This window comes from Brevibacterium permense (assembly GCF_025506275.1).
In the GTDB taxonomy this organism is placed as follows: Bacteria; Actinomycetota; Actinomycetes; order Actinomycetales; family Brevibacteriaceae; genus Brevibacterium; species Brevibacterium permense_A.
The window spans coordinates 60,565-78,747 of record NZ_QYCP01000084.1 but is presented as its reverse complement, the minus strand read 5'-3'; the positions used below and the strand labels follow the sequence as shown (position 1 = coordinate 78,747).

Below are 18,183 nucleotides of genomic sequence, written 5' to 3'. Positions count from 1 at the left end.
TCTCTTCTACCGATCCCATCCCGTCACCATTCCGCGAAGGAGCCGTCGGTGTGGCGCCAGGTCGGGTTGCGCCACCGGTGTCCTTCGGCCGAGCGCTCGATGACGTACTCTTCGTTGACCTCGATGCCCAGACCGGGGCCAGACGGGATGTCGATCATGCCGTCGTCGTAGTTGAACACTGACGGGTCGGTGACGTAGTCGAGCAGGTCGTTGCTCGTGTTGTAGTGGATGCCTAGGCTCTGTTCCTGGATGAAGGCGTTGTAGCTGCCGGCGTCGACCTGCAGACAGGCGGCGAGCGCGATCGGTCCCAAGGGACAGTGCAGCGCGAGCGCCACATCGTAGGCTTCGGCCATCATCGCGATCTTCCGCGTCTCGGTGATGCCACCGGCATGGGAAACGTCCGGCTGGATGATGTCAACGGCACCGGAAGCGATGACTTCTCGGAAGTCCCACCGTGAGAAGAGCCGCTCTCCCAACGCGATCGGCGTCGGTGTGTTCGCCATGACGTCGCGAAGCGAACCGAAGTGCTCGGACAGCACAGGTTCTTCGATGAAGAGCAGACGATACGGCTCGAGCTCCTTGATGAGGACCTTGGCCATCGGCTTGTGCACTCGACCGTGGAAGTCGACACCGATGCCGAAGTCCTCACCGGTGGCTTCCCGGATCGCCTGGACGTTCTCGATGACCTTGTCGACCTTGGTGTACGAGTCGATGAACTGCAGCTCCTCGGTGGCGTTCATCTTCACGGCGGTGAATCCGCGCTTCTTCGTCTCGAGTGCGGCTGCGGCGGTGTCGCCTGGACGGTCTCCGCCGATCCACGAGTAGGTGCGGATCCGATCCCGGACCTTCCCGCCGAGGAGCTGATGCACAGGTTGGCCAAGCGCCTTGCCCTTGATGTCCCACAGTGCCTGATCGATTCCGGAGATCGCACTCATGAGGATGGGGCCACCGCGGTAGAAGCCACCGCGGTACATGATCGTCCACAGGTCCTCGATGTTCGCCGGATCCTCGCCGATGAGCAGGTCGGAGAGCTCATCAACGGCGGCGGCCACGGTGGCTGCCTTGCCTTCGATGATGGGTTCGCCCCATCCCACGATTCCTTCATCGGTTTCGATCTTGAGGAACAGCCACCGAGGCGGCACTGTGTACGTCGTCATCGACGTGATCTTCATTGGTCTGGCCTTTCGTTCGGATGTTGTCGTTGATGTATCGGTGCTCAGTTGGTGCGCGCCCACGCCGAGGCGATCGCCTCGGCCCGCACGCGTACGTCGTCGGGCCGGTCGCCTCGGCGATAGAGCGAGGACCCCAGGCCCAGGCCCGCGGCTCCGGCGTTGCGCCATTCGGCTGCGTTGTCGGCTCCTACTCCCCCGACGGGGAAGAGCTCGGTGCCGGCAGGCAGCACTTCACTCCAGGCCTTCATCCCGCTGATCCCCACCGCCGAGGAGGGGAAGAGTTTGACCTTGGTGGCACCTGCCTTGGTGGCGGCGAAGGCCTCGGTCGGGGTCGCAGCCCCCGGGTATGGGGTGAGCCCCATCCCGACCGCGGTCTGGATGACTTCGGTGTCAGTGTCGGGGGCAACGATGATACGGGCACCTGCCTGCTGGCACTCGCGGACCTGATTGGCGGTGAGCACAGTACCGGCACCGATCTCCACGTCGTTGCCGAATCGTTCGACCAATGCGGCGATCGAGTCGAGAGGGTCGGGCGAGTTGAGTGGAACCTCAATGGCAGAGAACCCGGCGGCGACGATGCCCTCGGCGATGTCGAGGACTTCGTCGGGGCGGACACCGCGGAGAATGGCGATGAGGCCGGAGGGAACAGTGTCAGACATGGGAATACTCCTTGGTCGGGACGAGGCCGGATTGTTCGGCGATGCGGAAGAGACCGGTGGCCGCAGCGCGCGGATTCGCGTTGATCGTCTCTCGGCCTGCTCGGTGCAGTGCGCGGGTGTAGCGCTTCGTCAGATCTGTGGTTCCGCAGACGATGACGGGGGCGCTCGACTCGGCAACCACGGTGAGCTGGTGGGCCACCTCGGCGCCGATGAGCATTCCCGAGAGGTAGTCGTTGACTTCTTCGGCACGCAGACGCCCGTCGAGAGCCCAGGTTCGGGCGGAGAAGATTGAGGACGTCAATGCGGCGGGGTTGTCGCCTCCGACGTTCAGTCCCCAGTCGAAGGCCTCGGAGTGGAAGCCGGCGGTGGGTTCGGCGAGGCGGCTGAGGATTGATGAGGTGCTGAGCAGGCCAAAGAGCTCTCCGCTCATCGAGGTGGTGAAGTCGGTGACGCGTTGTCCTTGGCAGCTCACCCACTTGGTGTGGGTGCCGGGCAGGATCACCGTGCTGGGTTCGTTCTCTTCTTCGCCCAGGAGGCCGAGCAGTTGGGTCTCTTCCCCGCGGATGACGTCGGGAGCGGTCGCCCCGGTCGGGGTTTTCTGCAGGCCGGGAACGATGTGGAGGTCACCCGTCGTCAGGTTGACCGTCGTCAGTTCCCCGCCCATGTCGCCGAGGTCGGTGGGCAACTCGAGGTAGCCCGCCTCGGCGACACCCTGTGCTGAGCCGATCATTCCGCAGGCGAGCATCGGCAGGGGGCCGTAGCTGGTGAGCCAATCACCGGCCGCGGTTTCAGCGATTCGGGAGAAGTCGCCTCGGAGGTCTGTGGTGTCGGAGCTGACGGCCATGATGCCGTCGGAACCGTTGCGTTCAGCGAGAACCTGTCCGTCGCTGCCGATGAGGAAGGCTCTCAGAGAGCTTGTCCCCCAGTCGAGGCCGATCATCTGTGGGGCCTCGAATGGTGCCAGATTTGCCATAAGAGCCACTATGGGCACGTGTTCCACCATGCGCCACCGGTGTCCCTATATGTGGGATAGGTGACATACTGGGGTGATGATCGAAGATTCTGGAACTGTTATCGGCGAAGCCATTCCGCAGGGCACTCAGACCCTGGCCAGAGGGCTGCAGATCGTCAGCGCCGTGGCTCATGGCTCGACGACGCTGAAGTCGATCGTTGATTCGACGGGTATCGGTCGGTCAAGTGCACACAGGATGATCCAGCTGTTGGTGCAGATGGGGTATCTGCGGCATGGGTCGCCGGGAGAGTTTCGGCTCGGGCCGACGCTGATCGAGTATGGTTTCACCGCGCTCAATCAGGATCCGCTGCCGGTCGTAGCCAGGGAGAGCTTGGAGGCGTTGGCCGAACGGACTCAGGACACGATCCATCTCTCGGTCGAGGATGGTGAGTCGGTGCTCTATCTCCATAAGATCCCGGGTACCCGTGGGGCCGAGATGCGCTCACGGATCGGCCACAGGATGCCGATGACTCGCACCGGTGTCGGCAAGGCGCTGCTGCTTGGGCAGGATGACCGGTGGGAGCGTTTGTTCGTTGCAGAGAACCCTGGTGCCGATTCCGCGGCGGTCGACGCATTCGTCAAGCGGATGCAGGGCTACACCCGCGACGGGGCCTCGCTCGACCTCGAAGAGAACGAACCGGGCATTCGGTGCGTAGCCGCTCCCATCCGCGACGGCAGTGGAGACATCGTCGCCGGCATTTCACTGTCGGCGACGCGTCCCTTCATGCCGAAAGATCGGATGCAGGCGTTGGTGCCTGTGATGAAGGCAGCTGCGAGGGAGATTTCGGTGAAGTTGGGGTATGGCGCCGATCGCGACCGGATAGGCGGTCGCAACTAATGCGGGCCTCGCAATTCTTGTAGGTCGGTCGATAACGACGCTGAACGCTGGTCGACGACCGCCACGAGGCCCGCGGTACCTCCGGGGTGCTCTTCTTTGGAAACACCACCTTGAACCGCCGAGCCCGCAGATACTCGCGGGGCGCTCTGACCCCATAAGCGCGGTCGGCCTGCACTGATTCCAAAATCAGTGGAGAACAACCCCGGGGCCGAGCGGAATGCCCAGCAAATACCACACGCAGAAGAAGAGAGCCCAGCCAATGAGGATCGCGAACGACAGCGGAACCGTGAAGGCCATGAGTGTGCCGATCCCCGCGTCCTTACGATATCGCTGAACGAATCCGAGCGCGAGGACGAAATAGGCGCTCATCGGTGTCACGGCATTCGTCACTGAGTCTCCGATCATGAACGACACCATAGCGGCCTCAGGGCGAACACCGTAGTACATCATCATCGGTACGAGGATGGGCGCAAAGATCGCCCACATCGCCGAACCACTCGTCACGATCATGTTGATAAACGCCACTCCGACGATGATGACAATGAGCACGACCAGGTGTGGGGCCTCGAGCCTCTGGAGCAGATCTGCGCCGTTGACTGTAAGCACCGAGCCGATCCCTGTCCAGCTGAAGTATGCGAGAAATTGGGCCACGGCGAAGAAGAGGACAATGACGGGCGCAAGATTGACCACACCGCCGATCATCGCCTCAGGAACAGCTCTGAGGGTGGTGAATGCTTTGGTGCTGTATCCGTAGATGATCCCCGTCAGAGTGAAGAAGAGAGAGATGAAGATCGCGATGTTGTCGAGGACCATCGATTCGACCAGCGGCTGCCCGGGTTCGATGAATGGTGAGTCCGGCAGCAGCAGGATGACGACCACTGCGCCGATGAAGACCACTCCGGCTGCCGTTGCCCGCAACAAGCCGCGAGTCTGGCCGTTGTCGAGAGACATCAACTCGGTGCGGTCCTCCACGGGTCGACCGATTCCGGTGGCTTCACTGGCGGTGGCTTCGCCGTCGGCATTTCCGCCGTCGTTCGCGGCTTCTTCTGCTGGGGCCTTGAAGTCCTCTCGCCGTGCGAGCACGAGTTCCACGACCAGGGTGATGATCACGGCGAGAAGCAGCGACGAGGTGGCCGAGAAGAAATAGGTTGCCACCGGTGTGATCGAAGCGCTCGAGTCGACCGTCTGGGCCGCAGCCGACGCCAGCGAAGAGCGGATCGCATCGGAGGGAGTGACAAGTGGACTCGCATTGAAACCGGCGGATACAGATGCGTAAGCCACCATCACGCCGAGAACTGGGCTCCGTCCCGCAGCATTGAAGGCCATCGCTCCCAACGGGATCATTACCAAGTAGGCAGCATCGCCCATGATGTGGGCGATCATTCCGCTGAAGGCGATCGCGAAAGTCACCCACCGTTTGGGCAATCTGATGATCGTCAGCCGGATGAGGGCTTCGAGCACGCCGCTCTTCTCAGCGACGCTCACACCGAGTAGAACCACGAGCACGACCGCCAGGGGCGGGAAGGATGCGAAATTGTCCAGCGCCGATTCGATGGCGTATTTGAGACCATCGGTCGACAGCAGGTTTTTGACCTCGACGACCTCATTGGACTCGGGCAGCGTCACTGAGACACCGGCCCCCGAGAGCACCCAGCTGACGATGCCGAGCAGCAGAGCCATGATCCAGAACAGCCAGAACGGGTGCGGAAGCAGATTTCCGATCCGCTCGATCAAGCCGATCGCTCGATACAGCAGTGGGAGCCGCTCCGGCACAATGGGTTCGGCGGTGATTCGTGAAGTCATCGGTCTCCTTTGATCGACATGAAAGTGGTGTTATTGATCGCCGAGCTGCAGTGGCGGGCTTAGGTGGCCGACGGTCGCCGTGGCATATTCGAACCGGGTCGGGCGGAAATTCTCAAGCAAGTCCTGTTGGCTGTCGTCGACGAGCTCCTCGGCAGCCAAGCGGCCGAGCAGCGGGCCAAGCGTGATCCCGCTGTGTGTGACGAGGCAGTAGGTACGAGATAGCCCCGCCGCGAATCCGGCGATCGTGAAACCGTCGGCAGGCAGGGACCGATAGCTCACGCGAAGGTCGATCAGGTTGGGCGTTGAATCGTTGGTCACCGCAGTGAATCTCTCTGCCATTTCCTTGGCAAATGGTCCTTCGTTAGTTGGTGGGGCCGCGGGGTCGACTCGCGGGTTGAGGTCGAGAGCCTGGACGACGATCGTTCCGTCCTCCCCCGGTCGCAGATTCAGCTCGGGCGTGTGCACGACTGCCTTCACCCGCGTCGAGTTCGTCCTCACATAGCCGAGGAGACCCGTCACCGCAGATCCCCGACCAATCTCATCGTTCATCGGAGTCTCGAATCCTGAGGCTTGAGCCAGCGCTTGCGTCCAGCGTCCTGTGGCGAGCACGACTCGATCTGCTGAGAGCACACGCCCGTCGCCGAGATGGACCTCGACTTGATCGCCACCTTCGTCCACCTCGGTGACTGTTCCTCTAACCAGCTTCGCGCCATGTTCGACAGCGTGTGCACGAAGGTTGTGCAGCAGCTGTTCGGTGAGCACATATCCTTCTGATGGAAAATGCGCGATCAGTTCGATGTTCTCAGGAACTGAGATGTCTCCGGCGATCTCGCCTACGCGGTCGGCTGAGAGCAGCTCTGATGGATATCCGAGCTCGCTGAGGCGAGCGATCTTTTCCTCCAGTTTCGGCGCCTGGCGCGCATCGGCCATCTGCAGTCCGCTCGATCGATGGTACGTGCGCGGCCCCGGCAGAGTGTCGGCGAGTCGGGAGTGCTCTTTCATTCCGGCGATGTTGAGTTCGTGATAAGCGGGGTCGAGTTTTCCATTGGCGTTCGTCCAGGCGAAGCTCGTGCCGGAGGTGCCGGCACCCAGGTCTCGAGCATCGACGAGCGTGACGTCGGCACCTGACATCACCAGATTGTCGGCGGTGCTGAGCCCGAGCAATCCTGAGCCGATGACGATGATGTGCATATGAGGTCCTCTGTATTCGTTCGTTGTTAGTTGGCGGGCAGTTCGATGAAGAATTCGGAGGTCCCCGGTCGGACCAAGGTTGCTGTCGTCTCCAGCACTTGGTCGTCTGGTGCACGCAGCTCACGGCGACGCCTCAGCGCCGGTGTTCCCGACTCGCACGTGAGCAGTTGGGCTTCACGGTCACTGACGAGTGTCGGCTCCAGATAAACGCGAATAGTATCCACATCGACTTCACTGGACTGCAGGTGGTCGAGGATGACGAGGTCTTCGAGCTTCTGGCGAAGAATCGTCGGGGCGGCGGAGAACAGGATGACGTGTGTCTCCAACGCATGCGGACGATCGAGAGCATCGAACTTCAGACGGACGATTTCGGTGACTGCGGTGTCGGCCTCAACTCCGGGAAGCGGCAGCAGCGCGTCGGAAGCGACAGTCACCTGGGCCGAGAGCACCTCGTGCCGTCCGGGCCCTCCGTGACGGGCCACGGCGGGGTTGGTGAACGACAGCAGATTGATCTGCTTCCGCGAAGTCGCGACGAATGTCCCGCGGCCCTTCTGACGTACGACGACCCCATCGGCGGCAAGCTCGTTGAGTGCTCGTTGTGCCGTCGGCCGACTCACCGAGTACCGCGCGCAGAGTTCATTCTCGCTGGGGAGTTTCGCTCCTTCAGGAAGTTCTCCTGAGCGGATCTGCCGTTGGAGGTCTCGCTGAATGCTCCGAAACAAATCGTCCATGAGTTGACCATACATCTATGCACTTGTCCTATCAAGTTGAACATCAAAGGAGACGGAACATCGTTACCCAATGTCTGGCGGCACCGTCTTTGCAACGACGAGAGCTTTGGCGCACCCCCGGCTGACCACCGATTTGGCCGCGTACGAGTTCGAAAAGAGAACGAGTTCTGCATTGCGAGGTCATTGTGCTGACCAGCGAATATTCGGCTAGCGTGAAGAGTGCATCGACCACGCTCAGCGAAGAGCACGCCGCTCGAACGCGAAACCCTGAGGAGACCGTCAATGACGCTCGGATCCACTAGCCAGATCGCCGCCCCCGACCGGAGCACCGGAGCGGGACCGTACGCCCGGCTCGTCCTCCGCGATGCCATGATCATCGACGGCACCGGAGCCGCACCCTACGGGCCGGCGGAGATTCTCATCGAAGGTGACCGGATCACCGGAATCTGGGAACCCAACGGGGCAAGCAGCCTCACCGAACGCCCCTCGACCGACGGCGCAGAAGTCATGGACCTCGACGGCGCCTACGTCATGCCCGGACTCATCGACTCCCACGCCCACATCGGCAAACCCGACCAAGCCCCGAACGCTGACTACGTCTTCAAGCTCTGGCTCGGCCACGGCGTGACCACCATCCGCGAACTCGGCGCCTTCAACGGCCTCGACTGGACCGTCAACGAAGCCCGCCGCGCCGAGGCCAACGAGATCGCGGCCCCACGCCTGCACATATACCCCGCCCTGCGCTCCGGAACCCTCGACGGGCCCACCCCGGTCACCGCCGACGAGGCGACCGCCTGGGTCAACGAGGTCGCGGACCGCGGTGCGAACGGCGTGAAATTCTTCGGCACCTCCCCCACCGTTTTCGGGGCCGCCGTCGAAGCCGCCCGAGCTCGCGGGCTGCGCACCGCCTGCCACCACGACCAGCGCCGGGCCGCGCAGGTCAATGCGCTGACCTCGGCGAGGTGGGGACTGAACAGCATCGAACACTGGTACGGCATCCCCGAAGCGATGTTCCGCGACCGCACCCTCCAGCACGTACCCACCGACTACAACCACAACAGCGAACCCCAGCGCTTCAGCCAAGGCGCCCACCTGTGGCTGCAGACCGCCGAACGCGGCAGCGACGCCTGGCAGGAGACGCTTGGCGAACTCCTCGAACTCGGCACCGCACTGAGCCCGACCTTCAACATCTACATCGGCTCCCGCGATGCCGCCCGCGTGCGCACCTCCGAATGGCACCCCGACTACACCTCCCCCACCCTGTGGGAGTTCTTCCAGCCCTCGGCCGATAAACACGGCTCCTACATGGGCGACTGGACGAGCGAAGACGAGATCGCGTGGCGCCACGCCTACGTCAAATGGATGTCCTTCGTCAACGACTACAAGAACCTCGGCGGCCTGGTCACGGCCGGCTCGGATTCGGGCTTCATCTACAAGGTCTTCGGCTTCGGCCTCATCGAAGAACTCGAACTCCTCCTCGAAGCCGGCTTCCACCCCCTCGAAGTTGTCCGCGCCGCCACCTTGAACAGCGCCCAGCTGCTCGGCATCGACGGCGAGCTCGGCTCGGTCGAACCCGGCAAGATCGCCGACCTGCTCATCGTCAAGGACAACCCGCTGAGCAACTTCAAGGTCCTCTACGGCCACGGTCACCTCCGAGCCGAAGAATCCGGCCTCAACCGCGTCGGCGGAGTCGACTACACCCTGCGCTCGGGCATCGTCTACGACGCCCGGAAACTTCGTGAAGACGTCAAGGCCATGGTCGCCGAGGAGAAGTCCGCCCAGAACTGATCGATATGGCTCGACCCCGGCCGGACTCATGGTCCGACCGGGGTCGATGTCGTGTGAGGCGAGATCCTCAGTGGCTGGCGGCCGCCTGAGGCTGCCGCTCGGCGGCGGCCGTACGGATATAGGCACGCACATGTGCTTGTAGCACGATGAGCGGCACGCTGCCCATGCCGAGGACCGTGTCATGGAAGTCCCTGATCGAGAAGACCTCGCCCAGCGTCTCCTCGGCCTCGTGCCGCAGCTGCTGAATCGTCAGCTGCCCGAGGTAGTAGGCCGTGGCCTGACCCGGCCAGGAGATGTAGCGATCGATCTCCGTGACGATCTCATGTTCGGCGATCGCCGTATTGGCCCGCAGGAAGTCCTGCGCCTGCTCCCGACTCCAACCGAGCGCATGCATGCCCGGATCGACAACGAGGCGCACGGCCCGCCACATCTGGAACGACAGCATGCCCATGCGCTCGAAAGGCGTCTCGTACATCCCCATCTCATCGCCGAGCCGCTCGGTGTAGAGACCCCAGCCCTCACCGAAGGCTGAGATGTAGAGTCGCCGGAAGTCCTTGAGCTCGAGCTCCTCCGCCAACGAGATCTGGAACGAATGGCCCGGCGCAGATTCGTGCAGGGTCAAAGACGGCAGCGAATACAGCGGCCGCGCCGGCAGGTTGTACGTATTGAGCAGGTACCGGTCGGGGGCGCCGCGACCGAACGTATCGAACTTCGCGATTTCCGCCGGTGTCTCCATGATCGCGAAGCGCTGCTGCGGCAGTCGTCCGAAGTACTGATGGACGACCCGGTCGAAGGCCTTGCACGTATATGCAGCTTCGGCCAGCAGCTGACGCTTCGTCGTCGCGTAGAACTGCGGACTCGTGCGCATGAACTCGAACAGACCCGGCAGGTCACCGGGATAGCCGAGCTCGGCGGCGACGTCCTCCATCTCCTCCCGGATCTTCTTCACCTCTGTCTGTCCGAGGTCGAAGATCTCCTGCGGGCTGAGATCCGTCGTCGAATACTCCCTGATCTGGGACCGGTAGAACTCGAGGCCGCCCGGCTGGTCCACCGCGGCGATCGACTCCGGCAGATTCGGCAGATACTCCGTTGTCAGGAACTCGAGCAGTTTCCGGTAGGCGGGAATGACCTCGGCCGATAGCACCTGCGCGGCCGCCTCGTGGAGTTCGGTGCGAACCTGCTCGGGCACGACCGTCGGCATCCGACGGAAGGGACCGAAGAACGAGAGTTCGGTGACGTCCTCGGCCTCGGCGATGACCCGCACCGGTTCCTCCCGACCGCTCATACACACGCGTGCCGGACCGAACCCACGCGCCGCCCCGGCCCGCATATTCTCGATCTGCTGGTCGAAGTACCGGGGAATGTCGGCGAGCATGCGCAGATATGCTCTTGCCGACTCCGCGCCCTCGAGCACCAGACGATAGGCGTCGAAGGCCATCGAGCGCCAGAACGCGGAATCCGCCGTCGCCGGACGCTCCCACATGCGGTTGCGCTGCGCCTCGACGAGGGCGGTCAGCTGCTGGTGGTAGACGTCGAAGTCGACCTTCTCGTCAGCACTGAGGTCAGCGGTTCTGAGTGCATCGAGCTCGCCGAGGGTCTTCTCCCACATCTGTCGGCGACGCAGCTGCGCTTTCTCAGAGACATCGGGCAGGAAGTCGACGAGCGAGGCCCTTTGCGACAGCGACCCGAATTCGGCCTCCCTCCAAGACCATTCGGCATCGATGATCTCGGCAAGCCGTCGACTCGCCGCTGAGACCTCGGCACGGCTGTCGTGACGATCATGGTGTCCGGACACGTGCGCACTCCTATTCTCGATAGTGATCGGTTCGGTATCGTACGGCCCGACGACGGGCCGCACAGCTGTTGTCTCAGAGGGGATTGTTCGACGCGGGTCTGTCCCCGGTGCCTGAGGCCCACGAGATGAAGTCGTCGATGTCGCGCAGCTGATCGACCCTGACCTTCTGGTCGACGTACATCATGTGCCCGGCCGGATAGTAGCGGCGGACGATCTGGTCATGGGACTTATCGGAGATCCGCAGATGCGCCAGAACGTGCTCCGAGGCGGCGAACGGTGTCGCCGAATCGTGATACCCGAAGCCTACGTAGACCTTGAGATGCGGGTTCATCCGCATCGCGAAAGCGAGGTCCTCGGCGGTGTTGACGGTGGAGTTCTCGAACTCCTTGTACGACCAGGGGTGAACCCGGGCCGTGAGCACCTCGTAGGTGAGATCCGATTCGTAACCGAGCTCGGCTCTCAGCAGATGATTGATCCCCACGGTGTATGGGTATTGGATCGCCGGATAGGAAGGGTCGTCGCCGAGCACTTCGGAGGCGACCTTGCCCGGGTGCGCGGTGAATCGGGAGTCCAAACGACCGATTCGCAGCCGCCGGTCGCGCAGCAGCTCGGTGAAGAAAGTGAACTCGTCGATGCGCAGATCAGCCAGCGCCACGAACTCCTCATCGATGCCGATGAGCTCGGCCAGTCGCGCGCCGACCCGAGCGCGCTCGGAATCTGCGAGCCGGTGTCCGCGCTCGAGCGCCCGACTGAAGTCCCCATAGGCGAAGTCCGTGGCCTCGGCGACGACGTCCTCGAGCTCCCGTCCGGGGTGTTTGCCGTGGTAGTGCGCGATGGCGGCGAACGTCGGCAGATAGTGGATGTAAGGTGCTTCGTTGCCCTCCGTGAAGTCGATCGTGGCGAAGTCGAGGACGGCCGAGATGAGGAGGATGCCGTTGAACGCGATGCCGTGCCGCTTGGCCAGGTGTCCGGCCAGGGCCGCGGCCCGCGTGGTTCCGTAAGACTCCCCGGCGAGGAACTTCGGCGAGATCCATCGATTGTTCCGCGTCAGCCACAGCCGGATCGCCTCGCCGACGACGTCTCGGTCGCCGGTGAACCCGTGGAAGTCCTCGGGCTTCTCCCCCTCCGCGGTGCGCGAGTATCCCGTGGTCACCGGGTCGATGAAGACGAGATCGGCATGAGCTAGCGTGGTTTCAATGTTGTCGACGAGGCCGTAGGGCGGCGGGGTGCGATCGTTGACATCGTTGGCCACGACCCGACGGGGACCGAAGAGACCGATGTGCATCCACGCCGAGGACGATCCGGGGCCGCCGTTGAAGACGAAGACGACTGGCCGTCCGGCGTCCTGGCCGTCCTCGGTGCCCTCGGCGATGGCGGTGTAGGAGGTGAGGAAGATCTGCGCCTTCGGCTTGAGCCCGGCGAAGACCCCGTCCTCGACGACTTCGGAGCTGACGACCATCCGGCCCGTCTGGGCCCGGTACCTGAGCACCCCGGTGGGCAGTTCGAGATCGTGAATGGTGGTGACGAAGTCATCGACCGGGTGCGGTGTGTTCGTCGGCTGTGGCTGATCCTGTGCGTCAGACATGATGGGATTGAGGTCCTTCCCTGTGTGAGGAGTTGGTGGAGAATGGATGAGCGGTGGAGGAACAGAGATCTATCGCCGAGGCAACTGTGCCTGTCAGGTGCGCCGTCCCGCGTCCCAGCGGGGATCGATGCTCGGGACCGCCGAGAGCAGGGTCTTCGTGTACTCGTGCTGCGGATCATCGAAGATCTCATCGCGCGGACCCTGCTCGACGATCCGCCCCTTCTTCATTACGGCGACCTTGTGGGCGATCTGTCGCACGACCGCCAGATCGTGGGCGATGAAGACATAGGAGATGTCGCGTTCACGCTGCAGATCGACGAGCAGTTCGAGCACCTGCGCCTGGACCGACACGTCGAGGGCCGAAACAGCCTCGTCGCAGATGACGAGCTTCGGCTCGACGATGAGCGCACGCGCGATGCCGATGCGCTGGGCCTGCCCGCCGGAGAACTGGCGCGGATAGCGACCGGAGTGATCTGGGTTGAGCCCGACTCGCTCCATCGCCTCCTTGACCATGCGCCGGTAGCCACCGGCAGCCTTGCGTTTCTGATAGCGCAAGGGGGCCGAGACGACCTCTTCGACGCTATGCCGCGGGTTGAGCGAGGAGTACGGGTCCTGGAAGACCACCTGCACCCCGCTACGGAAGTCACGCAGGGCCGCCCCCGAACGCTGCGTGATCTCCTCACCCTGGAACTCGATCGAGCCGGAGGTGGGGTCAATGAGACGGGCGATCATGCGGGCCGTGGTCGATTTGCCCGACCCGGATTCGCCGACGATGCCCAACGTCTGTCGCCGTTGGACGTCGAAGGACACTCCTTCGACCGCGGTGAAGACCTCCTTGCGGCCGGTGCGGAACTCTTTGCTCAGACCAGTCGCCGCCAGAAGCGGTGTGTCGGTGTCGCTCATGCTCACTCGCCTCCGTTCGTGAGGATGGGCTCGGGCAGGTCGACGACATCGTCGAGGCGCGGCGTCGCGGCCAGCAGTGCTCGGGTGTAGTCGTTGCGCGGGTTCGAGAAGATCTGCTCCGCTGTGCCCTGTTCGACGGTCCGGCCGTAGCGCATCACCGTGACATGGTCGGAGATCTGACTGACGACAGCCAGGTCGTGGGTGATGAAGAGCATCGCCGCCTGTGTCATCTCCTGCACTTCAGCGAGCAGATCGAGGATCTGGGCCTGGACGGTGACATCGAGAGCCGTGGTCGGTTCATCGGCGATGATGAGGTCGGGTTCGCACACGAGCGCCATCGCGATCATTACGCGTTGGCGCATCCCCCCGGAGAATTGATGAGGGTAGTGTCCGACGCGGCCGACGGCATCGGGAATGCGGACCCGATCCATCGCCTCGGCGGCCTTCGTCATCGCCGCTGCCTTAGTGCCTCCCTTGTGGGCACGATAGGCCTCCGCGATCTGGAAGCCGACCGTGTAATAGGGGTTGAGCGAAGACAGCGGGTCCTGGAAGATCATCGCGATCTGGTCACCGCGGGTGCGCCGCATCGAGGCATCGGAGCGGTGGAGCAGCTCGTCGCCGTGGAAGCGGACCGAACCCGTCGTCGTCGCCTCCTTCGGCAGCAGACCCATGATCGCCAGCGAAGTCATCGATTTGCCCGACCCTGATTCGCCGACCAGACCCATCGTCTGGCCGCGGGCGATGTCGAACGAACTGCCGTCGACGACAACGCCGAGGGGGAATTCGATGCACAGGTCGCTCACGGACAGGACCGGGGTCTCAGTGGATAGTGCACTCATGAGCTGCTCACTCTCACTCGGGGGTCGAGCACCCGGTAGAGCAGGTCGACCACGATGTTGGCGATGATGACGGCGAAAGCGGCCACGAGGGTCACCCCCATGATCACAGGCTGATCGTTGACGGCGATCGCGTCGTAGGCGTACCGGCCGACGCCGTTGAGGCCGAAGACCGTTTCGGTGATCAGCGCCCCGCCGAGCAGGGTGGCGAAGTCGACGCCGAGAAGAGTGACGATCGGTGTCAGCGAGGGCCGCAGTCCATGGCGAATGAGGACGGCACCACGTCCCAAGCCCTTGGCCCGGGCCGTGCGCATGAAGTTCTCGCCCATGGTGTCGATGACATTGGTGCGGGTCAGCCGGGCGTACATCGACGCGTACATAAGCGCCAGCACCATCCACGGCATGAGGTAGGCCTGGAACCACTGCACAGGGCTGTCAGTGAACGGCACCACAGTCGGGAACGGCAGCCATTGGAGTTGGACGACGAGCAAGTACTGCAGGACGAGGGCGACGAAGTAGTTCGGCAGGGAGATCCCGGCCAGGGCGAACATCATCGCTCCTTTGTCCCACCAGGTGCCTTCCCTTACGGCACTGATCACACCGGCGGCCACCCCGGAGAGCAGCCACAGGACCGCGGCTCCGACGGCGATGGTCACCGAAACAGGCAGGCGGTCGATGATCCCTTGCAGAACGTCTTGGTTGGTCTGGAACGAGTAGCCGATGCACGGGGCGTTGCAGTGAACCGCTGAGGCGCCCGAACCGTAGTCTCGGCCGACGAAGATCGCGGCGAGGAAAGTGAAGAACTGGGTGAAGAACGGTTCATTGAGTCCCAGCTGATCCCTGATCGCCTCGATCCTTTCCGGAGTGCAGGTCTGCCCACAGATGCTGGCGGCCGGGTCCGGAGAGAGTTGGAAGAAGATGACGAAGGTGAAGAAGACGACGAGCAACATGATGATGAGCGCTGCGAACAGTCGTTTGACGAGATAACGGGCCATCAGAGTCCTCCCGCCCAGATCTTCTGCAGGTTGTCCCCGAGCACGGTGAATGAGAGCACCGTGAGGAAGAGGAACATGCCAGGTATTGCGAAGAACATCGGATCGCTGGAATACCAGGTGACTGCCGAGGCGATCATCTGCCCCCACGAAGGATCGGGCGGGGTGATGCCCACACCGAGGAAGGATAGGCCTGCCTCGGTGGCGATGAACGTCGGCACCGCCAGGGTAGCCATGACGACGATGGTGCCTGAGAGATTCGGAAGCACTTCGCGGAAAACCAGAGGAACCCAGCCGGCGCCGGAGGTCTTGGCCGCCTCGACGAATTCCCGATTCTTCAGCGACAATGTCTGTCCGCGAATCACGCGAGCTGTGGCCGGCCAGGAGAAGAGACTAAGGACTAGGACGAGCAGGAGCGGCCGGTTGCCCTGGGGCAGGGCAGAGAGGATGGCGATCATGAAGATGAGCGCCGGGAAGGCCATGAGGAAGTCCATGACCCGCGAGATCGCGGCATCGACGAATCCGCCGAGGAAGCCGGCGATTACGCCCATGACGACACCGATGATCATGGTGATGGCGGTGGCGCCGATGCCGATGAGCATCGAGACGCGTGCACCGTAGGCGATGCGGGCGAAGATGTCACGGCCGTTCTGGGGTTCGACGCCCATCCAGTGGTCGGCGCTGATGCCGCCGAGTGGGCCGCGCGGCAGACCGCCGAGGGCCGGGTCGACGGCTCCTTCGTCGAATTCGTAGGGGCTGTAGCCGGAGAGTTGGGTGATGAGCGGGGCGAAGATCGCCAGGAGGACGATGAAGACGAGGAACCCCAAGGACAGGATCACCGAGGGCTTGCGCAGGATCCTCTTCAGGGCCCCCGCCCCGGGGGAGAAATCCTCCCCCGGGGCGGGCCGACCGAACTCCTCGACCTGGTTGGAAAGCGAGGCAGTCACGTGTGAACTATCCTTCCGGGTTGAGAAGACCCAGCTGCGAGTAGTCGATGTATCCGGTCTTGGACGGGTTGGCGAATGCTCCGCCGACGTTGGAGCCGACGAGCTGGAGCGGACGCGGACGGACCAGGGGCACGACCGGTGCGAGGTCGAGGACCTGTTCGTTGATCTTCGAGTATGCGGCGGTCTTGTCATCGAGATCGGGCATGACGGCTGCCTCGTCGAGGGCCTTGTTCAGTGCTGGATCGTCTATCTGGGACTGGTTGAGGTTGCCGGTCTTCGTGATCCGCTCACCATCGAACAGGGGTCCCAGCAGCGGTTCACCGGAGAACCAGCCGTTGGAGCACCAGCCTGTGATTGCCAGTTCGTTCTGCTGGCTCGGGGTGGCCAGGACCTCGTAGAACTTCGCCTGGTCGATGACGTTGAGTTTGACTTCGATGCCGACCTTCTTCAGCGATTGCTGCACCGCTTCGGCCTGCGCCTGCCACATCGGCAGCGCACGAACGTCCATGGTCAGCTTAAGGTTCTCCGCGCCGGCTTCCTTGAGCATGGCCTTGGCCTTATCCGGATCGCCGGTGTTTCCTTCAGTGGCGTAAGGGTCGGTGTCGTCGTAGTTCGGCACGCTAGGGAGCAGCAGGTTCGGTGCAACATCGGCCAGCTGCGGACCGCCGCTGGCATTGACCACGCTTGACTTGTCCACGGCCCAATTGATGGCCTGCCGAACCTTTCTATCGCCCAGTGGCCCTTTGGTGTTGTTCATTACCATGAAGTAGTTGCAGGAGGGCATGGACTGCACTGTGCGCTCTGAGAGCTTGGGATCCTGAGTAATCTTCGCCAGATTGGCCGCCACAACCGGATTAGTCGAAGACGAGACTGCATTGGCATCTTCACCCTGCCCGGACATCATCCGCTGATCGATCGTATTCTGGTCGAGGCTGACCGTGAATTTGAAGCCGTCGGGATAGGCCGGACGGATGTCATCGGTCTCTGCGTTCCAGTTCTCATTGCGGACCAGGGTCAGCGACTCGCCACGCTTATACTCGTCGACTTTGTACGGTCCCGACGAGATGGGATCCTTCTGGATCTGGTCGACCTTAGTCACCTTGTCCTTCGGGAAAGGGGCCCCCGGGGCGGTCGCGACGACACTTGGGAAGTCAGCCATCGGCTCATTCGTCTCGATCGTGATCGTCCGGTCATCGACGACCTTGATCGAGTCGAGCCCGTCCGGGTCTTCGAAGACACCTTCGTAGTCTTTGGCCCCCTTGACATAGTTCTGCAGATAGTCGAGACCGATGGCCAGCGACGGGTCGAAGGCATGCTCGAAGCCGAACTTCACGTCCTCCGCGGTGATCGGCGAACCGTCCTCGAAGGTCACGCCTTCCTTGAGTTTAAAAGTCCACTCGGTCGAATCCTCGTTCGGCGTTCCGGTGTCCTCGGCGAGATCGCCGACAAGCTCTAGTTCCCCGGACTCCCGGTTGTATTTGTACTGAGTGAGGTTGCGGTAGAGGAGGTTGTAGAGGTTGAGGACATTGCCGTCGCTGCCCATGGCCGGGTCCAGGTGGGAGAAGTCGACTCCACCCAGCACTTCGACAATTCCGCCCTTCTGCGGTTCGCCGGTATATGAGGCAAAGCCGGTCTTGTCATCGATTACGGATTGAGCACCGTCCCCCTTGCCTGAGTTCCCATTCCCACAGGCGCTTACAAGCATCGTGGCGGCAGCGGCCATCGCAACCATCGATAACGCTCGCTTCTTCATGAAAAGTCTCCTTCGACTGTTCCGTCATGATTTGTGGATCAGAGCGCGCAGGCTACCGCACACTTGCACTTCTGCAGTATCCGTTGCACGGTTACACTTTCGCAACGTGTCAACAAATGTCCAATCAGGAGGCACTTCCTCAGCGACAGAAATGAAGTTCACGTGATCTTCACCACAC

General features: G+C 62.7%; 15 protein-coding genes. 2 read left to right on the top strand and 13 right to left on the bottom strand.

Translation table 11 applies throughout. The features are described from left to right. Nucleotides 1-23: 23 nt before the first annotated feature. From dgoD to D3I60_RS08125, 3 genes are read right to left on the bottom strand one after another with little or no spacing between them, the layout of a single operon-like run. Complete coding sequence (gene dgoD, locus D3I60_RS08135) at nt 24-1,235, bottom strand: galactonate dehydratase (protein ID WP_262775632.1); 1,212 nt, start codon at nt 1,233-1,235, stop codon at nt 24-26. Beyond that, nucleotides 1,217-1,831 carry a 2-dehydro-3-deoxy-6-phosphogalactonate aldolase gene (locus tag D3I60_RS08130; RefSeq protein WP_262775631.1) on the bottom strand — a complete coding sequence of 205 codons (615 nt, stop codon included), beginning with the start codon at nt 1,829-1,831 and terminating at the stop codon, nt 1,217-1,219. The genes dgoD and D3I60_RS08130 overlap by 19 nt, the downstream gene beginning before the upstream one ends. Next, the gene (locus D3I60_RS08125; protein WP_262775630.1) at nt 1,824-2,804 is read right to left on the bottom strand and encodes a 2-dehydro-3-deoxygalactonokinase; all 981 of its coding nucleotides are present in this window, start codon (nt 2,802-2,804) and stop codon (nt 1,824-1,826) included. Before D3I60_RS08125 ends, D3I60_RS08130 begins: the two co-directional genes overlap by 8 nt. Before the next feature lie 76 nt (nt 2,805-2,880). Here D3I60_RS08125 and D3I60_RS08120 point away from each other — a divergent pair, with 76 nt between their 5' ends. Further along, nucleotides 2,881-3,681: an IclR family transcriptional regulator gene (locus D3I60_RS08120; RefSeq protein ID WP_262775629.1), complete on the top strand. Its 801-nt coding sequence runs from the start codon at nt 2,881-2,883 to the stop codon at nt 3,679-3,681. Between the two features lie 186 nt (nt 3,682-3,867). Here D3I60_RS08120 and D3I60_RS08115 read toward each other — a convergent pair whose 3' ends face one another. The 3 genes from D3I60_RS08115 to D3I60_RS08105 are packed head-to-tail and all read right to left on the bottom strand — an operon-like array spanning nt 3,868 to nt 7,406. Then, nucleotides 3,868-5,484: an AbgT family transporter gene (locus D3I60_RS08115; RefSeq protein WP_262775628.1), complete on the bottom strand. Its 1,617-nt coding sequence runs from the start codon at nt 5,482-5,484 to the stop codon at nt 3,868-3,870. Nucleotides 5,485-5,514: 30 nt separating this feature from the next. After that, nucleotides 5,515-6,675, bottom strand: coding sequence for an NAD(P)/FAD-dependent oxidoreductase (locus D3I60_RS08110; RefSeq protein ID WP_096161275.1), 1,161 nt, complete (start codon nt 6,673-6,675; stop codon nt 5,515-5,517). 26 nt (nt 6,676-6,701) lie between these two features. Further along, on the bottom strand, nt 6,702-7,406 hold the full coding sequence (locus D3I60_RS08105; RefSeq protein ID WP_096161274.1) for a GntR family transcriptional regulator: 705 nt from the start codon (nt 7,404-7,406) through the stop codon (nt 6,702-6,704). A 282-nt stretch (nt 7,407-7,688) separates the two neighbouring features. Here D3I60_RS08105 and D3I60_RS08100 point away from each other — a divergent pair, with 282 nt between their 5' ends. After that, nucleotides 7,689-9,194, top strand: coding sequence for an amidohydrolase family protein (locus D3I60_RS08100; protein WP_096161273.1), 1,506 nt, complete (start codon nt 7,689-7,691; stop codon nt 9,192-9,194). A 67-nt stretch (nt 9,195-9,261) separates the two neighbouring features. Here D3I60_RS08100 and D3I60_RS08095 read toward each other — a convergent pair whose 3' ends face one another. The 7 genes from D3I60_RS08095 to D3I60_RS08065 all read right to left on the bottom strand — a co-directional run bounded on the left by D3I60_RS08095 (nt 9,262) and on the right by D3I60_RS08065 (nt 18,005). Next, complete coding sequence (locus D3I60_RS08095) at nt 9,262-10,989, bottom strand: DUF885 domain-containing protein (protein ID WP_262775627.1); 1,728 nt, start codon at nt 10,987-10,989, stop codon at nt 9,262-9,264. Between the two features lie 73 nt (nt 10,990-11,062). Then, a complete protein-coding gene (locus tag D3I60_RS08090) occupies nt 11,063-12,574 on the bottom strand; it encodes a S10 family peptidase (protein ID WP_262775626.1) in 1,512 nt (503 codons plus the stop codon). Nucleotides 12,575-12,667: 93 nt separating this feature from the next. Further along, entirely contained in the window at nt 12,668-13,477 is an 810-nt protein-coding gene (locus tag D3I60_RS08085; RefSeq protein WP_262775625.1) for an ATP-binding cassette domain-containing protein, read from the bottom strand. Between the two features lie 2 nt (nt 13,478-13,479). Further along, entirely contained in the window at nt 13,480-14,316 is an 837-nt protein-coding gene (locus D3I60_RS08080) for an ABC transporter ATP-binding protein (protein ID WP_262775624.1), read from the bottom strand. Continuing rightward, a complete protein-coding gene (locus tag D3I60_RS08075) occupies nt 14,313-15,308 on the bottom strand; it encodes an ABC transporter permease (RefSeq protein WP_262775623.1) in 996 nt (331 codons plus the stop codon). The genes D3I60_RS08080 and D3I60_RS08075 overlap by 4 nt, the downstream gene beginning before the upstream one ends. Beyond that, entirely contained in the window at nt 15,308-16,252 is a 945-nt protein-coding gene (locus tag D3I60_RS19165; RefSeq protein WP_262775622.1) for an ABC transporter permease, read from the bottom strand. Before D3I60_RS19165 ends, D3I60_RS08075 begins: the two co-directional genes overlap by 1 nt. A gap of 7 nt (nt 16,253-16,259) precedes the next feature. Then, on the bottom strand, nt 16,260-18,005 hold the full coding sequence (locus D3I60_RS08065) for an ABC transporter substrate-binding protein (RefSeq protein WP_262775621.1): 1,746 nt from the start codon (nt 18,003-18,005) through the stop codon (nt 16,260-16,262). Nucleotides 18,006-18,183 lie beyond the last annotated feature (178 nt).

Coding starts and splice junctions, on each gene's coding strand:
- D3I60_RS08105 (WP_096161274.1), bottom strand. CDS start 7,406: ATGGACGATTTGTTTCGGAGCATTCAGCGAGACCTCCAACGGCAGATC.
- D3I60_RS08115 (WP_262775628.1), bottom strand. CDS start 5,484: ATGACTTCACGAATCACCGCCGAACCCATTGTGCCGGAGCGGCTCCCA.
- D3I60_RS08090 (WP_262775626.1), bottom strand. CDS start 12,574: ATGTCTGACGCACAGGATCAGCCACAGCCGACGAACACACCGCACCCG.
- D3I60_RS08120 (WP_262775629.1), top strand. CDS start 2,881: ATGATCGAAGATTCTGGAACTGTTATCGGCGAAGCCATTCCGCAGGGC.
- D3I60_RS08085 (WP_262775625.1), bottom strand. CDS start 13,477: ATGAGCGACACCGACACACCGCTTCTGGCGGCGACTGGTCTGAGCAAA.
- D3I60_RS08065 (WP_262775621.1), bottom strand. CDS start 18,005: ATGAAGAAGCGAGCGTTATCGATGGTTGCGATGGCCGCTGCCGCCACG.
- D3I60_RS08110 (WP_096161275.1), bottom strand. CDS start 6,675: ATGCACATCATCGTCATCGGCTCAGGATTGCTCGGGCTCAGCACCGCC.
- D3I60_RS08100 (WP_096161273.1), top strand. CDS start 7,689: ATGACGCTCGGATCCACTAGCCAGATCGCCGCCCCCGACCGGAGCACC.
- D3I60_RS08130 (WP_262775631.1), bottom strand. CDS start 1,831: ATGTCTGACACTGTTCCCTCCGGCCTCATCGCCATTCTCCGCGGTGTC.
- D3I60_RS08075 (WP_262775623.1), bottom strand. CDS start 15,308: ATGGCCCGTTATCTCGTCAAACGACTGTTCGCAGCGCTCATCATCATG.
- D3I60_RS08125 (WP_262775630.1), bottom strand. CDS start 2,804: ATGGCAAATCTGGCACCATTCGAGGCCCCACAGATGATCGGCCTCGAC.
- D3I60_RS08080 (WP_262775624.1), bottom strand. CDS start 14,316: ATGAGTGCACTATCCACTGAGACCCCGGTCCTGTCCGTGAGCGACCTG.